Here is a 19,419-nt window from a genome sequence, read left to right on the forward strand (position 1 = left end):
ATCCTACTCTTAGACTGTAGACAAACTCTTATTTTTTGGAAATAGAAGTTTGAGTTAAGTATATTTATTAATTTCTTTAAAACAGGGGGTTGTTTTCCGCTATTTAATCGACACACCATTTTCTAAAATAAGCTGCTTATACCAATAATAGCTTTCTTTCGGTATCCTTCTTAAATCCTTTTCTTCATGCTCCGTTCTATTTACAAAAACAAAACCGTAACGTTTTTTATATCCATTCAACCAACTTAATAAATCAGTAAAGGACCATGCGCAATACCCGATAATGTCCACTCCATCTGTTATTGCTTTTTTCATTTCTATTATATGCTTTTTTAAATAATCAATACGGTAATGATCCTTTATGCGGCCATCCTCAGCGATTGTGTCAATAGCACCTAAGCCATTTTCAGTAATAAAAATTGGTAAATCATATCTTGCCTGTACTCTTCTTAATGCGATTCGAAAACCAATTGGATCTATTTCCCATCCCCAATCTGTCTTTTGCAAATATGGATTGTCGACTGCATTAAACATCGGAATCTCTGGAGATACTGCTTGGCCGCTTTTAGGCTGCATTAAATATGGATCAGTTCCTGAAAATTCTTTTTCGCCATTCTTGTCAGCAAGCTCCAGTCGATTTTGCTGTGCTGTACCACCATGGTAATAATTAATACCTAAAAAGTCTGGTTTAGCGGATTTTAATAAAATTTCATCTTCTTTCAAAACGGTGGGAGCAATTCCAAGTCTCTCTAGTTGTTTCTTGACAAACTTTGGATAAGTTCCTTTACAATATACATCTAGCCACCAATCATTGTTAAATGCCTCGCCATTTTCTGCAGCTAATACATTAGCTGGATCTGCATTTAAAGGGTACATCGGTCCATACCCAAAACTTGGTCCGATCTTTCCATTCGGTACTATTTCATGAAATAACTTAATTGCTTCCGCATTTGCAAGATTAATAATATGATTGGCTTCATACATTCTTTTTAAATCGGTAACCGCAGGTGGATGTATGGCCCATCGGTAACCAAGTGTGGTGAAAACATTTTGTTCATTCATGGATACCCAGTAAGTAACCTTTTTTCCCAATCTACGATATAACACTTCACAATATTTTTTAAAGGCTTTAATTGTTTCTCGAGACTCCCAGCCATTAAAGCGCTCCTGTAATGATAGTGGTAAATCCCAGTGATAAAGAGTGATAACCGGTTCAATCTTATTAACCAATAACTCATCTACTAATCTTTCATAAAATAATAAACCTGCTTCATTCACCTGACCGTCTCCATCTGGGATTACTCTGCTCCAAGAAATGCTAAAGCGATATGCCTTTAAACCCATTTCTACCATCAATCTCACATCATCCTTGTATAGATGATAATGATCGACGGCTACATCTCCAGTTGTTCCTTCATATGTTTTTCCTTTTATTTTAGAGAAAGTATCCCAAATAGACGGTCCTTTTCCATCAACATTCCAAGCTCCTTCAATTTGGTACGCAGCAGATGCAGCTCCCCATAGAAAATCGGCTGGAAAGTCATCCAATTGTTTATGGTACATAACTTCTGTCCCTTCCTTTTCCTTAACCCTTCTACTCGTTTAGCCAAGTGTCCATTTTTGTTTTGATGAAATAATCCGGGTGGAATTATTTTCTACCTTCACTTCTGGGGCTGGAGGAATATCCGTTACTCCATGTAAAATAATTTCATATTTATTTATGCCAGTAACCTCTATTTCATACCGCCCGTGCTTTTTCGATACCATGACATTCGCTTGTTTTTCCCCATCTTTGCTATATATTGCAGCTGAAAGGAGTTGGTTTTCATGTAAATCAAATACGTGAATCTTCGGCTTTTCCGTATAATCATATACTGCTTGTTCCTTGCAGCTTCCTTCGATAATAATGCTATTTGGGCGGACCAATAACGGCAGTGTAAAATAATCATACGATTGCTCATACCAATGACCACCTTCATATAATTCTCCTGTTAAATAATTGGTCCAAACACCTTTTATCTCTGGGACATAAAAATTAACTTTGCCGTCTTCTCTAAAAATTGGTGCTACTAATAGATTATCTCCGAGCATGTATTGACGATCTAAAGTATGAGTGGATATATCATCTGGGAACTCTAAAACCATTGGTCTCATCATAGGTATCCCTTTTTCTGCAGTATATACAGATTGAGCAATTAAATATGGCATTAAACTCAGTTTCAATTTTGTAAAGGTGCGTGTAACCTCCACTGCCTCTTCTCCATACATCCAAGGCACTTTATACTCCCAGCTTCCGTGATAGCGGCTGTGGGAAGATAATAAACCAAACTGCGTCCATCTTTTATAAATATCTGGCGTTGCTCCTGCCTCAAATCCTGAGATATCATGACTCCAATAACCAAAACCGCCAAGACCAAAAGATAACCCTGCCCGAAGCGTCTCAGCCATTGATGGATAATCAGAAGTATTATCCCCACCCCAATGTACCGGAAACTTTTGCGAACCAACGGATGCAGACCTGGCAAATACTACTGCTTCTTCTTTTCCGCGCACCTCTACTAAAAGGTTATAAACTACTTCGTTATACAAATAGGCATAGTAATTATGCATTCTTTCCGGATCAGACCCGTCATAATAAACGCAATCTATTGGTATTCGTTCGCCAAAGTCTGTCTTAAAAGAGTCGACTCCCATATCAAGCAAAGAGGTTAACTGGGACTGATACCACTTCACAGCCGCAGGATTGGTAAAATCCACAATTGCCATTCCTGCTTGCCACTTATCCCATTGCCAAATATCACCATTAGCTTTTGTTAAGAAGTAGCCTTTTGCCATCCCTTCATCAAATAAAGGTGACTTTTGGCCAATATACGGATTAATCCACACACAGATTTTTAATCCTTTCGCTTTTAACCTCGCTAACATCTTTTCAGGTTCTGGAAAGATATCTTGATCCCAAGTAAAATTACACCATTCATATTCTTTCATCCATAAACAATCAAAATGAAAAACTTCTAAAGGAATATCATGCTCTGCCATTCCATCAACAAAAGAAGTAACTGTTTTCTCATCATAATCAGTTAAAAAGGAAGTGCTTAACCAAAGACCAAAGGACCATGCGGGTGGCATTGATGGTTTCCCTGTCAAGTCAGTATAATTTTCTAACACTTGCTTTAGATCTCCGCCACCAATAACATAATATTCCATCATTTCACCAGGTACGCTAAATTGCACCTTCGAAACCTTTTCACTTCCAATTTCAAAACTAGCTTTGCCTGGAGTATTCACAAATACACCATACCCATTGTTGCTTACGTAGAATGGAATATTTTTATATGCCTGTTCCGTACCAGTCCCACCATCCGCATTCCAAATTTCGACTGTTTGCCCGTTTTTCACAAAATGGGTAAACCGTTCCCCTAAACCATAAATGTTCTCTCCTACACCAATAGACAATTGTTCGCTGATATGGTAATCTCCCTGTGGATCTTTAATATATCCTTTACTTCTCGGATTGCTTTCTGTAAGAATTCGTCCCTTATATTTAAAAGTAATCGTAAAGGTTTCTCCCTTTGTCACAATGGCACTTAAATCCCCGGCAACAAAAGAATAGGTAGATTCCGATTCTGAAATATCTGGAACAATTTCTTTTTTATTGATAACAAAATGCGGCTCAAGCTTTTTTGTTCCTTTATAATGGTACATTCTGACACCAATTATATCTGGATGTGGAGTGAATAGTTCAACAGTCATCATCCCTCCATCTAATGTTGCCCCTTTATGATTTATATAGGAAAAAGGAGCATATAAAGTTAAGATATTTTTTGATTGTCTTGTCGAATACACATGTGTAGCATAGTTCACTTCAAAACCGTCTTTAACTAACCATCCGCCATTAAGAAATTTCATTCCTTTCACACTCCCCTTGCTTTAAATGGTTTTCAACTAAAATATATGCCCCCCATAAGCCCGAATCATTATAATGCTTACATATTTGTACAGGTACCATGAAATCTTGCCAGTATGGTATTGTGTTTAATGCCTCCTTTATATAAGAATATAGTGCAGGATTTTGACTTATGCCGCCACCAATTAGGACCTTTTCGGGATTGAAAATAACGACAGAATTAAATATCGCTACTGCAACGTACTTGCACCACTCTCTAATTATCTCTTTTACTTTATGATCTGTTGCTAAAGAAAATATTTCTTCGCCAGCTATTTCCGCTTCAGGTGGGAGTCCATATTTTCCCTTATAAAGGCTAATAAGTGCGCTTGTGGATGCTAACTCATGAAGTGTTTTATTTGGGAATCTCCCATAATCTGTAAGCATCATGCCTAATTCACCAGCTCGATAAGAGTGGCCCTTTATTGTTTGGTTCTGATAGTAAATCGCGCCGCCAACTCCAGTCCCCAGTGTTAAGAGAATAAAGTCATTAATATCGATTGCTGCACCGTTATACTTTTCTGCTAGCGCGGCGCAATTCGCATCATTTTCTATATAGATTGGACAATCTATTGTTAATCTTTTCTTTAATTCGTTTACTATATCTACTCCATTAATAGAAGTAATTGCACCTGCTAGAATAGGAACTCCATTTACTGAATCTATAAATCCAGGAAAGCTTATACCTATCCCTTTAATAGATGCTAATAGGCTCAAATCTACTATTTTTGCAGTCAAACTAGATAGAAAACTTTCTTTGTCATGTCTATCTGTTTTGAATTTGCCCTTTTGGACAATGTTAGAGCGTTCAATTAGTCCATATTTCACAAATGTTCCACCTACATCAAAACTTATCACAGCCATAACCAATCTCCCCTTAAAGGGATGAAACATTAGAAAGATAGGAAAAACTATTCTGCTTTGTTCCAACAGAGTCGTTTTAAGAAGAAATAGTTTTTATTTCCTCAGATGTTTCACCCAAAAAAGTAAATCTTTAATTCGCCCATAACTTCATTCGATCTTTTACTAATCCAGTCATATCCGAACTAGCTTTGTCAATCCCCATCTCCTTTAATTTTGTTTGCATTTCTGACCATTTCTGTTCAAACTCACTTGGAGGGGAAATGATAATATCAGTAATTGCTTGTGTTGTGTAGTCGTCTGCCTTTTGTTGAATCACTGTCAAATCACTGCTTGCTGGAATAGCTATTTCATAAGCACGACCATGCTTTGTCTGACCTAGTTCAACTGGAGATGGGAAGAAATCTGCCCACACTTCATGACCATAACTACTTATAACCTCTTTTTCTTCCTCCGTATAATTCGACATGGCTAATTCTTTCGTATCAGACCTTGATATTGGTTGCCCAGTGGAGTCAACTGCTCCTGTTCCCCATTGTGGAAACGGGTAAATATAGTTCCCGACTCCGGTTTTAAGGGAATAATTAGGATCGGTTTGCGATTCTTTAATATCGGTCGCAACACGTTTTCCATCCTTGATTTCATAGTTTTCTCCTTCTATCCCCCAGTTAACTAAGATTTGTGCTTCTTCTGACGCCATCCAGTCTAAAAATCCAAAAGCCTTTTCTTGTTGTTTACTTGTAGAGGAAATGGAAACACCAACCGTGCCTGTATATCCATAGTCTTTTGTATCTGGCTGTAAAATACCTTCTTCTAATGTCACAGGAAGTGGTGCATAAGTTCTCCACGACTGTCCATCTGCTTTAAGAGCCGCAATTCCATCATTTATATCCCAATTTTGATCCGCTAAACCTATGACACGGCCCGAAGATATTTTTGCAATGTATGTGTCATATTTTTGAGTAAAACTCTCTGGATCTACTAATCCTTCATCATACATATGGTTGAGCCATTTAAAGTACTCTTTTACTTTCTCATCTTGGAATTTATATCTTGTCTCGCCTGTACTTTCATCCACCAGCCATTGCCCATCATCCTGATATCCAGATGCATATCCTGCTGGGTTTCCTACTGTAATGAGCCATCTCCAGTCACTACCTAATAAAGATAAGCCAATCGTATCTTGTCCATTGATTTGCGGATACTTTTCTTTATAAGCTTTTAAAGCATTCTCGTAATCTTCTAAAGTTTTAATCTCTGGATAGCCTAATTCTTTTAATACTTCTAATTGTATTTTAAATGTTCCGCTAGGATTTAATACTGTATTCGTCATGCCGCCTGTACCCACATGGTAAATCTGCGGATCTTCTGTATTGTTCTTTAGGCGGACTAGTTGATCACCATACAGAGCTTTCAAATTATCCCCTTTGTCTTCAATCAGTTCATCTAATGGGATAACAGCTCCAGCATCAATTAATTTATTAAGATCGCCTTTGCCAAAAATTAAGTCAGGATAATCGCCGCTAGCAATCATTAAAGGAACTGCTTGTGTATCGCCACCAACCGGATGAGAAATTTCTAACTTTACCCCTGTTTTTTTGGTAATTTCTTTAGCAACCGGATTATCAAATTTGTCATCCTTCGTTAAATCCGCACTAAAAAACGTTAAGGTTGTTATGTCTCCATCTTTCTCTTTTTCTGAATCAACAGCTTTATTACAAGCTGCAAGTAACAGACTTGCCGATAACACCGAACCTGCCATTATCATTTTCTTCCATTTCATAAAAAAATCCCTCCTAATAATAAGCAAAATAGGCTAACCTAGCTGATTAATTTTTCACTGCTCCTAATGTTAATCCTGAAACAAAATATTTTTGCAGAAATGGATATACTAGCAATATTGGTACAGTAGCAATAATAGTGATTGCCATCTTAATAGATTCTGGAGTAGTTTTTCCTGCATTTAATTGCTCCATAGCTGAATTACTGACATTTCCCGTTGATTGTGCACTAGCATTGTCTAAAATCTTCATTAATTCATATTGTAGTGTTGTTAGATTAACATTCCCCCTCGCATATAAATAGGTATCGAACCAGCTATTCCATTGACCAACAGCGATAAAAAGAGCTATTGTGGCAATCGCTGGAATGCATAACGGCATAATAATCTTGTAAAATATAACAAAGTCATTTGCTCCGTCTATTTTTGCTGATTCTTCCAGTGCATCTGGTAAACTATCAATAAAGGATCTTATAACGATTACATTAAAAGCACTTAGTAATGCTGGAATAATATAGACAGCAAAACTGTTAATCAATCCTAAATTGCGAATTAAAATATATCCAGGGATTAGTCCGCCGCTGACATACATCGTAACGATCAATAATGTTGTAAGATGTTTTCGAAAGATGAAGTCTTTTCGGCTAATGACATAAGCCATCACACATGTACATAAAACTCCTGCTATAGTACCAATGACTGTTCTTAAAACAGAATTGGTAAAGGCTAACAGCAGTTGATCATTATTGCTGAAGATTTCTATATAGTTTGCAAAAGTAAATTCCCTTGGCAAAATGCGCAATCCACCTTTAGCTGTATCCACTGAATCATTTAATGAAATAGCTAGAACATTTAAAAATGGATAGAGTGTGGCGATAATGATGATAATCATTATTGCTCCAATGACTAAATCAAAGCCAGTAGGTCGATTTATGCTCTTTTTCTTCCTGAATAAATTTGTCATTTTAGCCTCCTTACATAAGTCCGCCATTTCCTGATTTTTTGGCAATATTATTAAATATAAAGATAAGAATAATACTAACGACTGATTTAAAAATTCCTATTGCTGTACCATAGGAATATCTAAACATACCAATACCGTAATCAAGAGCATACTTGTCCAGTACAAGCGCTTTATCTGCTACGATATTATTTCCAAGCAGCATTTGTTTTTCAAATCCAATATTAATAAGATTGCCAATACTCAAAATTAGTAATATAAGGATAATAGGTTTGATAGATGGAAGTGTAATGTGGATCATTTGTTTAAAGCGACTTGCTCCATCTACCCAAGCTGCTTCATACATTTCTTTATCGATACTCACCATTGCGGCGAGATAAATAATGGCATTCCACCCCATCTCTTTCCAAACATCAGAGAATGTGACAATATACCAAAACTTATTGGGATCACTCATAAATTGTATTGGGGTATCAATGATATGGAGGGACAATAATAATTCATTCAATGCTCCATTTGTTGAAAGCATGGTAGTTACAATGTTTGCTACAATTACCCACGATACAAAATGCGGAAGATATGATACGGTCTGTGTAAATTTCTTAAATCTTGTGAATCGCAGCTCATTTAATAAGAGAGCCAAAGCAATTGAGCTTGCGGTTCCAAAAACAATTCCTAATCCACCCATACCCAATGTATTAATTAATGCCCGATAAAATAATTCATCCTCAAACAGCGCTTTAAAATGCTTGAGACCAACCCATGGAGATTCTAGTACTCCTAATGCTGGCTTATAATCTTGAAAAGCCATAATCCATCCAAAAAGAGGTAGATAACAAAAAATGATAAGCCAAATTACCAAGGGTAGTGCCATGATGATAAGTACTTTTTGATCTTTCAGCTTTTTCCAGGTTATTTTTTTCTCCTTTTGGGGCTTTTTTTCTTGCTTAACAAGAGGTGCTATCTCCATCTCTCCCCACTCCCTATCTAAAGTAACTTCTTTATAAATAAAGTATAATTGGATACGCTTTCATTTTTAATAGTAATTCTTAGTGTAGTAAGTAGTAAAAAATAGTGTTTTGAAAGCGTTTAATTTATTGATATATTCTTTAAAATAAACCAAAAGTGCTCATGGCTGAATGAGCACTTTGATAAGATGCAAATTTATCTTCTAGAAGTACTGCTACCAATTTGTCTATTGGATATATTTCTAAACTACCTTATATGAAAGAATTTCAGCCATCTAATTGCTCGATTAATCAAATTCATTAACTTGCTTAAGCATCGTTACTAATTGGTCTTTTTTGATAACAAAATCAATATTGCCATTCTCTTTAATAGCAAACATGTTATTATTTGTTTTCAAAGGATAAAATTCTAGTTTTCGACTATGTTCTCTTCCGTCAGACGCAAACTCATACGCCATTTTCAAATAAGGTTTCTTTTCTAATGCTTCTCCTTTATATTCCTTATTTGCAGATAGTACAGCAATATATTGATATAAATTTCGAAAGTCTGCTTCATCTATATTGCTATTATTCAATTGAAAGGTAGAAATAATCTTATCTGATGTACTATTAAGTCGATGGATAGCAGTTATCTGCTCTGATTGTTTGCCTTCAATTGTCCACTTGTTCAAAGCATCTGCCATAATAAGGCACAGAAACTTATCGATAATAGAAAAAGGGCGATTTACTAAATTTTCGATTTGCCCTTTTGGAACGACAAACAAATTTCTTTCTTTATTAACGGTAGCATAGTATTGATTATTTTCATCCTTTAACAATTTTAAAGTATATTCCTTGCCCTCTTCTTGAATAATAATCTCCTTCCAATTGATCAGCTTACTTTGATCGATTTCATTTGATGGATCTGATACTTTTAAATGTGTAAGTGTAGATAAGATTTCATCCATTTTTTTGTATTCCACTGAATAGTCGTGTGAATAATAGTCATGAAGAAACCATCCACTTATAAAGGGGGCCTTTTCTACAGATGAATAATCAGTTTGTTTACTCAAGGAATAATGATCTCGCTCTCCCCGAAATTCAATTTTTTTTATCTGATCTGCTTCTAGCGGAAATGCCTTCTTTTCCGAAAAAATGACCGGCGAATAGTATTTCACAAGATTTGGAACATTATAAAGCTGATAGGTTTGGTTTTGTCTCACTAAATAATATTGATTTTTCTTTTTATATAACTTCATTTGTGATTGATCTGCTGCCACCTCGAATAATAAATCCATTTCATTCTGCTCTTTCACTTTATCTCCTCTCATATTTGAAAAAGCTAGCACAAATTGATTTGCCATATCATCTTGGAAAGTCTGTTCCTTTACAGTCCAATCACTTCCTTCTTTGCTGAGTTTTATCGAACTGTCCTGTTGTTTAATATGCAACTCACTTGCCTGCTCGATGTTTTTTAAGTTTATGCTGCTTTGTTTGGGAGAAGCATGTTCACTTTCCTGATTGCAACTTACCAACAGACACATTACGAAAGGGATAAAAATATATAGATAGTTTTTTGGACTGGTTTTCATTTTTTTAACTCCTTCTCTAGCTGATACAGCACCGGATTTGTATAATACATTAAAATAAAGCCGAACAGGCTAAAAGCAAATAAAAAGGATACAGCGGGGACATAGTAAAAAAAAACAATAAGAATAACAGAAGTGGACAAGTGTAAAAATGCTTTTCCTGGAAATCGCAACAATATAAATGGTCCTGTTTTTAATAGTGTTTTCATATTACTTTCAAATCGGCTTAATACACTAAGACCAATACTTGTGGTGATAAAGACGATTGCTAAAAGAATAGCAACTACACAAGCCAGTATTAAATTATTTTTTTGTAGCATATAAAAAAAATCAATAAATAAGATAAAAAGGATGGTTAACTGTATAAACCAATAAATAAAACTGAGTTTAAAATTTGTTTTATAATCCATGAAAAAATCTCTTACTGGAGTAATACCACCTTCTCTTAACAATCGTCCGTTAGTTGAGAAAAGGGCAGTGAGACTTGCTCCCATAGGGAGAAGTGATATATAAAACAGCATAATATTTTCTAGGGAAAATGGAAAAATTAGTAAAGCAGTAAAGAATAATATATTACTGAATACAAAACATAGATTCAAAAGAAAGAAAGTGGATATGTAATTTAGAATATGATAAAGCTGCCTACTGTTCATCGCTTCACCCATTGCCTTGTAATTTTCGGTATTCATTTGGTGACATGCCACAGTGTCGCTTAAACTTTTTATAAAAATAGTCCAAATTAGCATAACCTGTTCTTTCTGCAATCTCATAAATCATCAAATTAGAATCTTTTAGTAGTTGTTTTGCTTTGCCCATTCGTATTTCATCTAAATATTGAGAATAGCTTTTTCCTGTTTCTTTTTTGAATTTCTTGCCGATGTAAGCGTTGTTATAATTAAAGTGCTCTGATATAATTTTTAGATTTAAATCTTCCTTATAGTGTTTTTGTGTATATCTTTCTATTTCTTGGATCGTATTAATTCTATTAAAGCTTTCATTCACAATTTGCTGTAACACACGATAACTATTTTCCATTTCCTTCATTAACTGTTCCATCGTCCTACTTCTTGCAATACTCCTTTCAGCAGTATTCGCCACTTCCTGCAAGCGCTCTCTATCTGTTGGGTTAATAGTATCTATCACGTTATTTACAACACTTTGTAACTCCTTACTGACATTCCATTTGATTTCATTTTCATGGAGGGGATGATAACGGAAGTTTTCCTTATATTTAAATAAAGAATTTGCAAGATCTCCATCATACAAAATATCCTTTAACAGCTGCTCTGGTATATTTCCTGTAAAATGAGTTTTAGCTTGTAAACTTTTTATCCTTTCATTTGAAATAACCCCTAAGTTGGCATAAGAAAAGGTAATATCCTTTAACTTTCTTATCTCTTTATATAGCTGCTTCAAATGACTGCTTTTATTTTGCCATGAAGACTGAAGTATAACTTCACCTTCTTGACTGGCTATAGACAGTAGTTCCTTTTCCACGGTATCTAAATCAAAATCATCTAAAATTAGCGTCAAAGCATACGTATAATCATCGTGTGTGAATAAATAGCAAAGAACGTTTTTATTCTCCCTTATTCTTGTCTGAAATTCCCTTGCTATTGATTGGTTTGGAAAACGAATTAAACAAGCTAAACGATATTCAAGCGTACAGGGCTTAAAATCTCCTTCAAAAATATTTTTCCTTAGAAGATTGTAGATATCATTATTCGTCCCTTTCTGTTTATCTACTTCTTTGCGTATCCCTAACAATATATCTGTTAATTCATCTTCATCTATTGGTTTTAACAAATATGATACTGTTCCTAAGCGAATGGCTTTTTGAGCATAAGTAAATTCTGAATATCCTGATAGAATAATAGAATAAAAAGTTTCTCCTCTCTTTTGGGCAGTCTGTATCATTTCTAACCCGTCCATCTCAGGCATTCGTATATCTGTTATTACTAAATCAGGCTGGTATTCATTAATTAGTTTTATTCCTTCTTTCCCATTTTGAGCAGCACCAACAATTTCAAATCCATATTCCTGCCAATCAATAATATAAGGTAGTCCCTCTCTAATTACCGGCTCGTCATCAACAATTAGTACTTTTTTCATTTTATACGCCCCCTATGCTTTTATTGGGATGGTAACTTTAACAATCGTTCCCTTCCCTTCTGTACTAGTTATTGTTAGTCCGTATTTTTTTCCATACATTCTTTTTATTCTTTCGTTCACATTATTCAAGCCAATGCGGTTTCCTATTTTCTCTTTATGTAATATTTGTTGAATTTCGATTAATTTTTCTTTCGATATGCCTTTGCCATCATCTTGAATAAAAATATGAATAGCTTCTTCCATTTGCACAATATTTATTAGAATAAGCCCACTTTCTACTTTTTCTTCAATCCCATGCACAAATGCATTTTCAACAATAGGCTGTAAGATAAGGGGAAGAATATTATATTGTGCTGTATTTACATCTGATGTAATTTCATATCTAATTCTATTTCCAAAGCGAAGCTGCTGAATTCGCAGATAAAGCAGTAAAAAATCAATTTCCTCACTTAATTTCACATATTTCTGCTGATTATTTTCAAGGGATCTTCTTAATAGTTTGCTTAAAATTTTTACACTTTCCGATACTTCTTTATCCTTATTCTTTAATGCTCTCATCCGTATCATTTCTAATGTATTATAAAGAAAGTGTGGATTAATTTGACTCGCCAATAATTTAAATTCCGACTCCTTCTGCTGCAGCTGCCAGCTTTTTTCTTGTAATTGATGCTGATAATTTTTATGCAATAGATCTCTTAGGCTTTCCATTGTTGTATAAAGCTGAATATAGATATCTCTTATTTCATCATTGCCATCAATCGTTATCGGGATATCAAAATCACCGTTTGCCACTTTATGCATAGAATCTTTTAATTGTAATATCCTTCTATCCATAGAACTTGTATATCTTTTAATAACAAATAATACTAGTAACATAACAAGACCAATAATTGTATAGCTCTTTATCATTATTTTATTTACTTCGTTCAATATTTCTTGATTATTCATTACTGTCACTACTTGAAAATGATTCGTAATGGACTTGGGCAAATCTAACATTTGCCCATAAAATATAAATGGTTTTGTTTCTTTCATTTCAATGGAATATGTCTCCCCAACATTTATTGGGTGATTTTTCATTTTGTTTTGCAATTGTTTTGTTAAGTAGTTTTTCGGTGTATGGTTTGTATATTGAAAATTCGTTAGCTCTTTGTCTAATAGTAAAGCGTTATCAATTGTTGCCGAATTTAATATATCCATTAACGATAACTCATCTACATAAATGGCAAGAATACCTAGAAACTGATTTTCCAAGTTATACACACTTCTGACTAATGCCAAAAAAGGTTTCTCTGTTACTGGGTCTACTAGATTACACCAATAAATCTTTCCTTTTCCCTCTAGAGCCATTTCATACCAATTCATCTCTTTTATTTGTTCATCAGCAAAAACGAAGTTCGAATTGGTCATAAATGATTTATTATTTACAAAAAATCGAATATTAGCTAAATTACTATGATACCTAAGAAAATAATCAAATAAAGTGAATTCATTATACCCTTCAATCATTTCCTTTGGATTGGCATACCTTTTTGTTACAAGCTCTTCCAAGCCTTCATCCTGATATATCCAATCTGATATTTGGATAATGGAAGTGAAATTATCTTCTAACCCCTTCCTTACTCTTTCGGTTTCAACTAGTATATCTCTTTCTCGAGACTTAATCATATCCTGCCTTATATTTATTGTTAAATAAATCCCTACAATAAATATTGGGATAACTACACTTAAGAACATAAGCATCAATCTTCTTTTTATAGGTATAAATTTACTACGCATCTTTCATCGCCTCTTTACTTAGACAGCACTATTTTTTAGATGAAGACGATATCCGTGTCTAATTCGTTATTGCATTGTTAATAACATCTTCTAGCAAGTACTATTCAAAGACTTATCTTTTTTCCCATGTATCAAAAGTACAAGTCCAAGTATATTGCCACATATTTTTATTTAACTGTTTTAGATGCGTGGTCTCCTTTTTCACATGATATTGATTACCTAAATTCAGATTTGGAAAGCGATTTTCCTTTTGTTCTAAAGTGATAGAAACATCACCCTTTTCTATATCCCATTCTAAAGCTTGGACATAAAAATTATCGGGTAAACAAATACCAGTAGCCTTTCCTCTGCTTAAAAAGTAAGGGACCGTCTTTAAGATCGTGACACTACTATCCTCATGTTCCGAATAAATTAGGCAATCATGAATTACTTTCGGCAAAGAACCATTCGCATCTACATTAAATATATTTTTATCTCGATAATGGGCAGTTGCCAATGAATCCATAAATGCGTTTTCCAACACCAGTGCTTCTAAAGATTCTGTTACTTCTTTTGTTTGCTCTAAACTAATCGCACACATTGCTGCGTGCATTCTCCCATGGGAAGATGTTGTATCGCCTTCTATATTATTTAACCAAGAATCCATTCGTTTTCTAAAAGCTATTTTTGCAGATTCCCATAATTCCGGTGTATCTTGATTTATCTCTTTTGTTTGGAAAAGCGGATACAAATTGGAAAAATGACGATGATTATCATTTTCTACTGTTCTTGGATCTAGCCATTCCGCTATACCACCATCCTCTAACAAACGATAAGGTGGGATTTGTTTATAAAATTGCTTATAAATCTTTGCCACTTCTTCACCCAAGCAGGTTTTCGCCTCAATATAGTACTTTAACACACTCTTAACAATCGCAATATCCATTGTTGTATTGTCTCCCATTCCATTTTCAGCTGAATAGCTTGGGGACAAACGAAGTTTTCCTTCTTTACACTGTGCAAAGTCTAAATAAAATGCCAGCACTTCTTCATAAAAAGGGATGCATTCATGTTTCAAAAAAGCTGCATCTTTTGTATAATGCCAATATTCATGATAAAAATAAGCGAGCCAACCGGCTCCTGATATCCAAAAAATGAGCGGCCATTCTTCATTCCAATGTACATGTTTTGCTGTAGTACTGGCATGTGCAGGTACCAAAAATCCATGACATCCATAGTAGGATTGCGCATTTTCTCTAAAATCTGGATAATACTTTTTTAATCGTTCAAAAAAGCTGCGATATTCTGCAAAATAGCCACTGCTTGCTAATGATGAAATAGCCAGCTGGACATTTGTATCAAATGTATAATCACCACTCCAAGCAGGATGTAAGGTTCCCGACCAGATTCCCTGCAATGTCGGAATTCCATTTGCCATTGATTGAATGATATATCGTGATGCTTGATAAAAAAGCTGCATAAATACTGGTGTTATTTGTTTTCTAGTTCTCATTTCTGAAAGAACTTCTTCAAGATAAATAGTTCCTTGTTCATCCGTTAATAAAAGTTTGACAGCATTAAATTTTTTTGAAAAACTTTTTTTGTGTTCAATAACTGCCTTTTCATAACAACGGACTTGTCTTTCCTCTCTGTTTTTTTCAACGCATTGGATTGTAAAATAAATGGTGGTAGAATCATGAAACATCAGGCTATCTCTTTTAGAGATGATTCTCCCATCAGTGGAATCGATAGACCAGATTACATCATAGCCAGTTTGATCTTGATATCTATGTTCCCATTTTAACTTGCCATTCGCTGCGACAGTTATCTTCTCTTCCATTTTTATTTCTTTCCAATTAACCGGAATAATGCTTCCAGTTAACGGTTTTTCACTTTTAATTTTACCAAAAATACAATTTTCCTTTTTGGAGGCAAATAAGGTTTCTTCTACCTTGCCTCCTATTGAAGAATCATAAGTTACTTGAATCATTCCATTTTGAAAATCAGTGATCCTCTGATAATTTTCTATTGATGCTTGTTTTATCTCTATAAGGAACCTAGCAGCTGGTATAAAAGGATCACTCATCGTTAAACCCTTATAGCCTTGTTCTTGGGCTCTCTCATAAAAATATCTAATTCCTTCCCTATAGCCTTGCATATCTATAATGGAGCGAAGTTCTTCCAGATAGGGAGCTAAATATGGTAGCTTTTGCATTTGATTACCTTTTAGAAATAGGTCTTGAACTGTAAAATCCAAATAAGTTATATGTGGATTTCCATATAGTGCCAGCCCAATCTTTCCATTTCCAATTAATAGGCCATCTTCCCAACGATCAGCTATGGTACGATTAATTAATTTTGTCATCATTAACTATCCCCTATCTTTAAAGTAAGCTATTTCGATGATCTATAATGAACCAGATATTTTTTTACACAGCTTTGGTTCTGTCTCCCAGTAGGTCGCCAATACTTCTGCACCTACGGGATGAATAGTATCACTAAGCATTCTGCAGCCGCTTGATTGATCATTTGCAATATGCACCTTATAGTTTTTTTGATAAAGAATCAATCCTTTCACACTTATGATTGCGCTTACATATTTTAATAATAACAATTATGCTATTAAAAATAGCTGTAAATATTAGTTATAAAAATAGAAAAATTAGTGGTTTCTACGATCGATTAAAATAAAAAAAGAAGGAAACCAATGGTTTCCTTCTTTTTGCCGCATTTGCCGCTTTGATGTATGGAGTTTCAAAACCTGCTCCACCAGGTGGGTGTTCGCAAAAGCTCTCATCATATGTCCTAATGACAAATGGCATTAGGCCTGCTGATCCTGCTTTAATATAGAACTCCCTAATTATCGATAAAGGTTGAAACTTCATACGATAACGTACAACGCAGCTTCTATGTTTTTATCATACATGATTATGGAAAGAAAAGCAAATGGAAAATAAAGTATATCCTCTGATTTCCCTGCCTGTTTACGCGCGTGAAACGTAACTTGCTTCAGATGTATTAATGATTAAACGATCACCTTGGTTAACGAAGAAAGGAACTTGAACAGTTAGCCCTGTCTCCATTACAGCGGGTTTAGTACCCCCAGAAGCAGTATCCCCTTTAATACCTGGTTCTGTTTCGGTAACTTCTAATTCAACTGTATTTGGTAATTCTACCCCTAATGTTTCTGATTGGTACATCATAATATGGACTTCCATATTTTCTTTTAAGAATTTTAATTCATATTCAATAACAGCCTCAGGAAGTTCAATTTGGTCATAAGATTCAACATCCATGAATACATGCTGGTCACCATTTGCATATAAATATTGCATTTTACGGTTATCAATTTGTGCTTTCGCCACTTTTTCCCCAGCTCTAAAAGTTTTTTCTTGAACAGCACCTGTACGTAAATTCTTTAATTTGGAACGAACAAAAGCTGCACCCTTACCAGGTTTAACGTGTTGGAAATCCAGTACGCGCCAAATTCCTCCGTCTACCTCAATTGTTAAACCTGTTTTAAAATCGTTTACTGATATCATGCAGTAATCCTCCTATAAAATAATCAATTCTTTCGTTGAATGGGTTAAAGCTTCATTATGATCTTCGGTTATAATTGTATCATCTTCAATACGCACTCCACCTAGACCTGGAATATAAATTCCTGGTTCTACTGTTACTACCATACCTGGTTCTAATGGAGCACTATTTCGGAAGGACAGGTTCGGTCCTTCATGTACTTCTAACCCTATTCCATGTCCGGTTGTATGTCCAAAATACTCTCCATATCCTTTTTCAGTTATGTAATCACGCGTAAGTGCATCTGCTTCGACACCAGTCATACCTGGTTTAATGCCTTCCATACCCTTAAGTTGAGCTTTTAAAACAATATCATAGATTTCTTTTAATTTCTCATCTGGGTTACCGACAGCGATCGTTCTCGTAATATCAGATACATATCCATTATAATACGCACCATAATCTAATGTAATGAAATCACCAGCTTCAATCACTTTATCGGATGCTACACCATGCGGCAATGCAGATCTTTTTCCTGATGCAACAATAGTATCAAAGGAAGATGAAGTGGCGCCTAATTTTCTCATAAAAAACTCTAATTCATTCGAAACTTCCAATTCTGTTTTCCCGACCTTGATGAAATCAAGAATATGGGTGAAAGCAGCGTCAGCAATCTTAGCAGCTTCCTTTAATATCTTAATCTCTTCATTTGTCTTAATCAAGCGTAACTTTTCAATAATTCCTGAAACAGGCACTAATTCACCTTTTACTACTGTTTCTAACTCCTTATACTGAGTAAAAGTCGTATAATCTTGTTCGAATGCCAATTTCTTGATTCCTAATTTCTCTGCTTGAGTAGCAACCTCTTGCAAAATTGCTCCTTTATGCTGGACGATTTCAAAACCAATACATTGATTCCCAGCTTGCTCTACATAACGAAAATCTGTAATGAATAACGCTTTTTCGCCACTGATTAAGACTGCTCCAGCAGAACCTGTAAAATTGCTTACATAGCGTCTATTATAGGTACTTGTTATTAAAATACCTTCTGCCCCAACTTCTGTCAGCGCTTCTCTTATTCTTTTCAGTTTCTCCATTTATAATCCTCTCCCTTAGTTTATACACTTTCTAGAGGCTCACAGTTCAGCCTTCCCTATTCTAGACAAGGTAAAAATCTGAATGATGAAAAAAGTACACTCATGTTAATTAGTTTAACATAAATACAGGTAGAATACAGGCAAAATTGCATGTAAACAGAGATTTTAGTTACCCTAACTAGCTGATCCAAAAAACATCTTAAAAAACTGAAAAAATCAGAGTTCGTTTGCCCTTTTCAATATTCTATAGGTTTAATCCCCTTCGTTCCCTGTCATATTCGTAACTGCTTTTTTGTCTTTATATTTTTTCAACTGAATTTCACTTTCTTCATAAGAGATTGAAGTTCCCACAAATACCCCATATAAAACGTATAAACAAACTGACGAAATGATTGTATCTCTTTTTAATTCCAAAAAAGGTGCCATACTTGGAAAAAGGGGATTTAAAATAACAAAAACACAAACAAACAAAGCAATACCGTACCCCATGCCAATGTAAATGGTTTTAAATTTTCTTAATATTAAATAATAGGCAAAGGCTGCTCCAGTGGAGAAAAAACCTATGGCAATGAAGCTTATGATCGTTCCAAGCCATCCATATTTCCAGCTCCCAATCGCCCAAGGTTCTAAAATAAAATTAGGGCGTAATTCGGTAAAATTAAAAATATATCCTATGTAACCGATAAACGTCCAGAATATTCCGCCAAACATTCCTGTCCAAATTACTAATGAAATAAAAGACATTGGTCTTTCTTTTTCATGTGAATCTTGTTGATTACCCATCCTGTCCACCTCCGAATATTAGTATGTCCCATTCCTTTTCTTTCCTTGCAAAATATCTCTTTAACA

General features: G+C 34.8%; 15 protein-coding genes and 1 other RNA gene. All 16 read right to left on the reverse strand.

What is annotated here, in order from left to right; all coding sequences use genetic code 11:
• Positions 1–99: 99 nt before the first annotated feature.
• Positions 100–1,563 (reverse strand): glycoside hydrolase family 1 protein, encoded by a 1,464-nt coding sequence (locus NST77_RS11610; RefSeq protein WP_341122990.1) that lies wholly within the window; start codon positions 1,561–1,563, stop codon positions 100–102.
• Between the two features lie 39 nt (positions 1,564–1,602).
• Positions 1,603–3,909: an alpha-xylosidase gene (yicI, locus tag NST77_RS11615; protein WP_123259228.1), complete on the reverse strand. Its 2,307-nt coding sequence runs from the start codon at positions 3,907–3,909 to the stop codon at positions 1,603–1,605.
• Positions 3,896–4,810 carry an ROK family protein gene (locus NST77_RS11620; RefSeq protein ID WP_163186035.1) on the reverse strand — a complete coding sequence of 305 codons (915 nt, stop codon included), beginning with the start codon at positions 4,808–4,810 and terminating at the stop codon, positions 3,896–3,898. The genes yicI and NST77_RS11620 overlap by 14 nt, the downstream gene beginning before the upstream one ends.
• Positions 4,811–4,940: 130 nt before the next feature.
• Positions 4,941–6,590, reverse strand: a complete 1,650-nt coding sequence (locus NST77_RS11625; protein WP_341122991.1) for an ABC transporter substrate-binding protein — start codon at positions 6,588–6,590, stop codon at positions 4,941–4,943.
• Between the two features lie 46 nt (positions 6,591–6,636).
• Complete coding sequence (locus tag NST77_RS11630; RefSeq protein ID WP_095332820.1) at positions 6,637–7,551, reverse strand: carbohydrate ABC transporter permease; 915 nt, start codon at positions 7,549–7,551, stop codon at positions 6,637–6,639.
• Between the two features lie 10 nt (positions 7,552–7,561).
• Complete coding sequence (locus NST77_RS11635; protein ID WP_095332819.1) at positions 7,562–8,518, reverse strand: ABC transporter permease; 957 nt, start codon at positions 8,516–8,518, stop codon at positions 7,562–7,564.
• A 285-nt stretch (positions 8,519–8,803) separates the two neighbouring features.
• Entirely contained in the window at positions 8,804–10,087 is a 1,284-nt protein-coding gene (locus NST77_RS11640; RefSeq protein ID WP_341122992.1) for a hypothetical protein, read from the reverse strand.
• Positions 10,084–10,854, reverse strand: coding sequence for a YesL family protein (locus tag NST77_RS11645; RefSeq protein WP_341122993.1), 771 nt, complete (start codon positions 10,852–10,854; stop codon positions 10,084–10,086). The genes NST77_RS11640 and NST77_RS11645 overlap by 4 nt, the downstream gene beginning before the upstream one ends.
• The gene (locus tag NST77_RS11650; protein WP_095332815.1) at positions 10,742–12,196 is read right to left on the reverse strand and encodes a response regulator transcription factor; all 1,455 of its coding nucleotides are present in this window, start codon (positions 12,194–12,196) and stop codon (positions 10,742–10,744) included. The genes NST77_RS11645 and NST77_RS11650 overlap by 113 nt, the downstream gene beginning before the upstream one ends.
• A 12-nt stretch (positions 12,197–12,208) precedes the next feature.
• Complete coding sequence (locus NST77_RS11655; protein ID WP_163186018.1) at positions 12,209–13,975, reverse strand: cache domain-containing sensor histidine kinase; 1,767 nt, start codon at positions 13,973–13,975, stop codon at positions 12,209–12,211.
• A gap of 112 nt (positions 13,976–14,087) precedes the next feature.
• A complete protein-coding gene (locus tag NST77_RS11660; protein ID WP_341122994.1) occupies positions 14,088–16,319 on the reverse strand; it encodes a glycosyl hydrolase family 95 catalytic domain-containing protein in 2,232 nt (743 codons plus the stop codon).
• 42 nt (positions 16,320–16,361) lie between these two features.
• Entirely contained in the window at positions 16,362–16,523 is a 162-nt protein-coding gene (locus tag NST77_RS11665) for a hypothetical protein (RefSeq protein ID WP_163186012.1), read from the reverse strand.
• A 149-nt stretch (positions 16,524–16,672) separates the two neighbouring features.
• Positions 16,673–16,864, reverse strand: a non-coding RNA gene (ssrS, locus tag NST77_RS11670) — 6S RNA.
• A gap of 74 nt (positions 16,865–16,938) precedes the next feature.
• Complete coding sequence (efp, locus tag NST77_RS11675) at positions 16,939–17,496, reverse strand: elongation factor P (protein ID WP_047941155.1); 558 nt, start codon at positions 17,494–17,496, stop codon at positions 16,939–16,941.
• 12 nt (positions 17,497–17,508) lie between these two features.
• Positions 17,509–18,570 carry a M24 family metallopeptidase gene (locus NST77_RS11680; protein ID WP_095332811.1) on the reverse strand — a complete coding sequence of 354 codons (1,062 nt, stop codon included), beginning with the start codon at positions 18,568–18,570 and terminating at the stop codon, positions 17,509–17,511.
• A gap of 252 nt (positions 18,571–18,822) precedes the next feature.
• Entirely contained in the window at positions 18,823–19,353 is a 531-nt protein-coding gene (locus tag NST77_RS11685) for a YqhR family membrane protein (RefSeq protein WP_123257923.1), read from the reverse strand.
• Positions 19,354–19,419 lie beyond the last annotated feature (66 nt).

Origin of the sequence: Niallia sp. FSL W8-0177 (assembly GCF_038006285.1) — a bacterium.
Taxonomy (GTDB): Bacteria; Bacillota; Bacilli; order Bacillales; family Cytobacillaceae; genus Niallia; species Niallia circulans_A.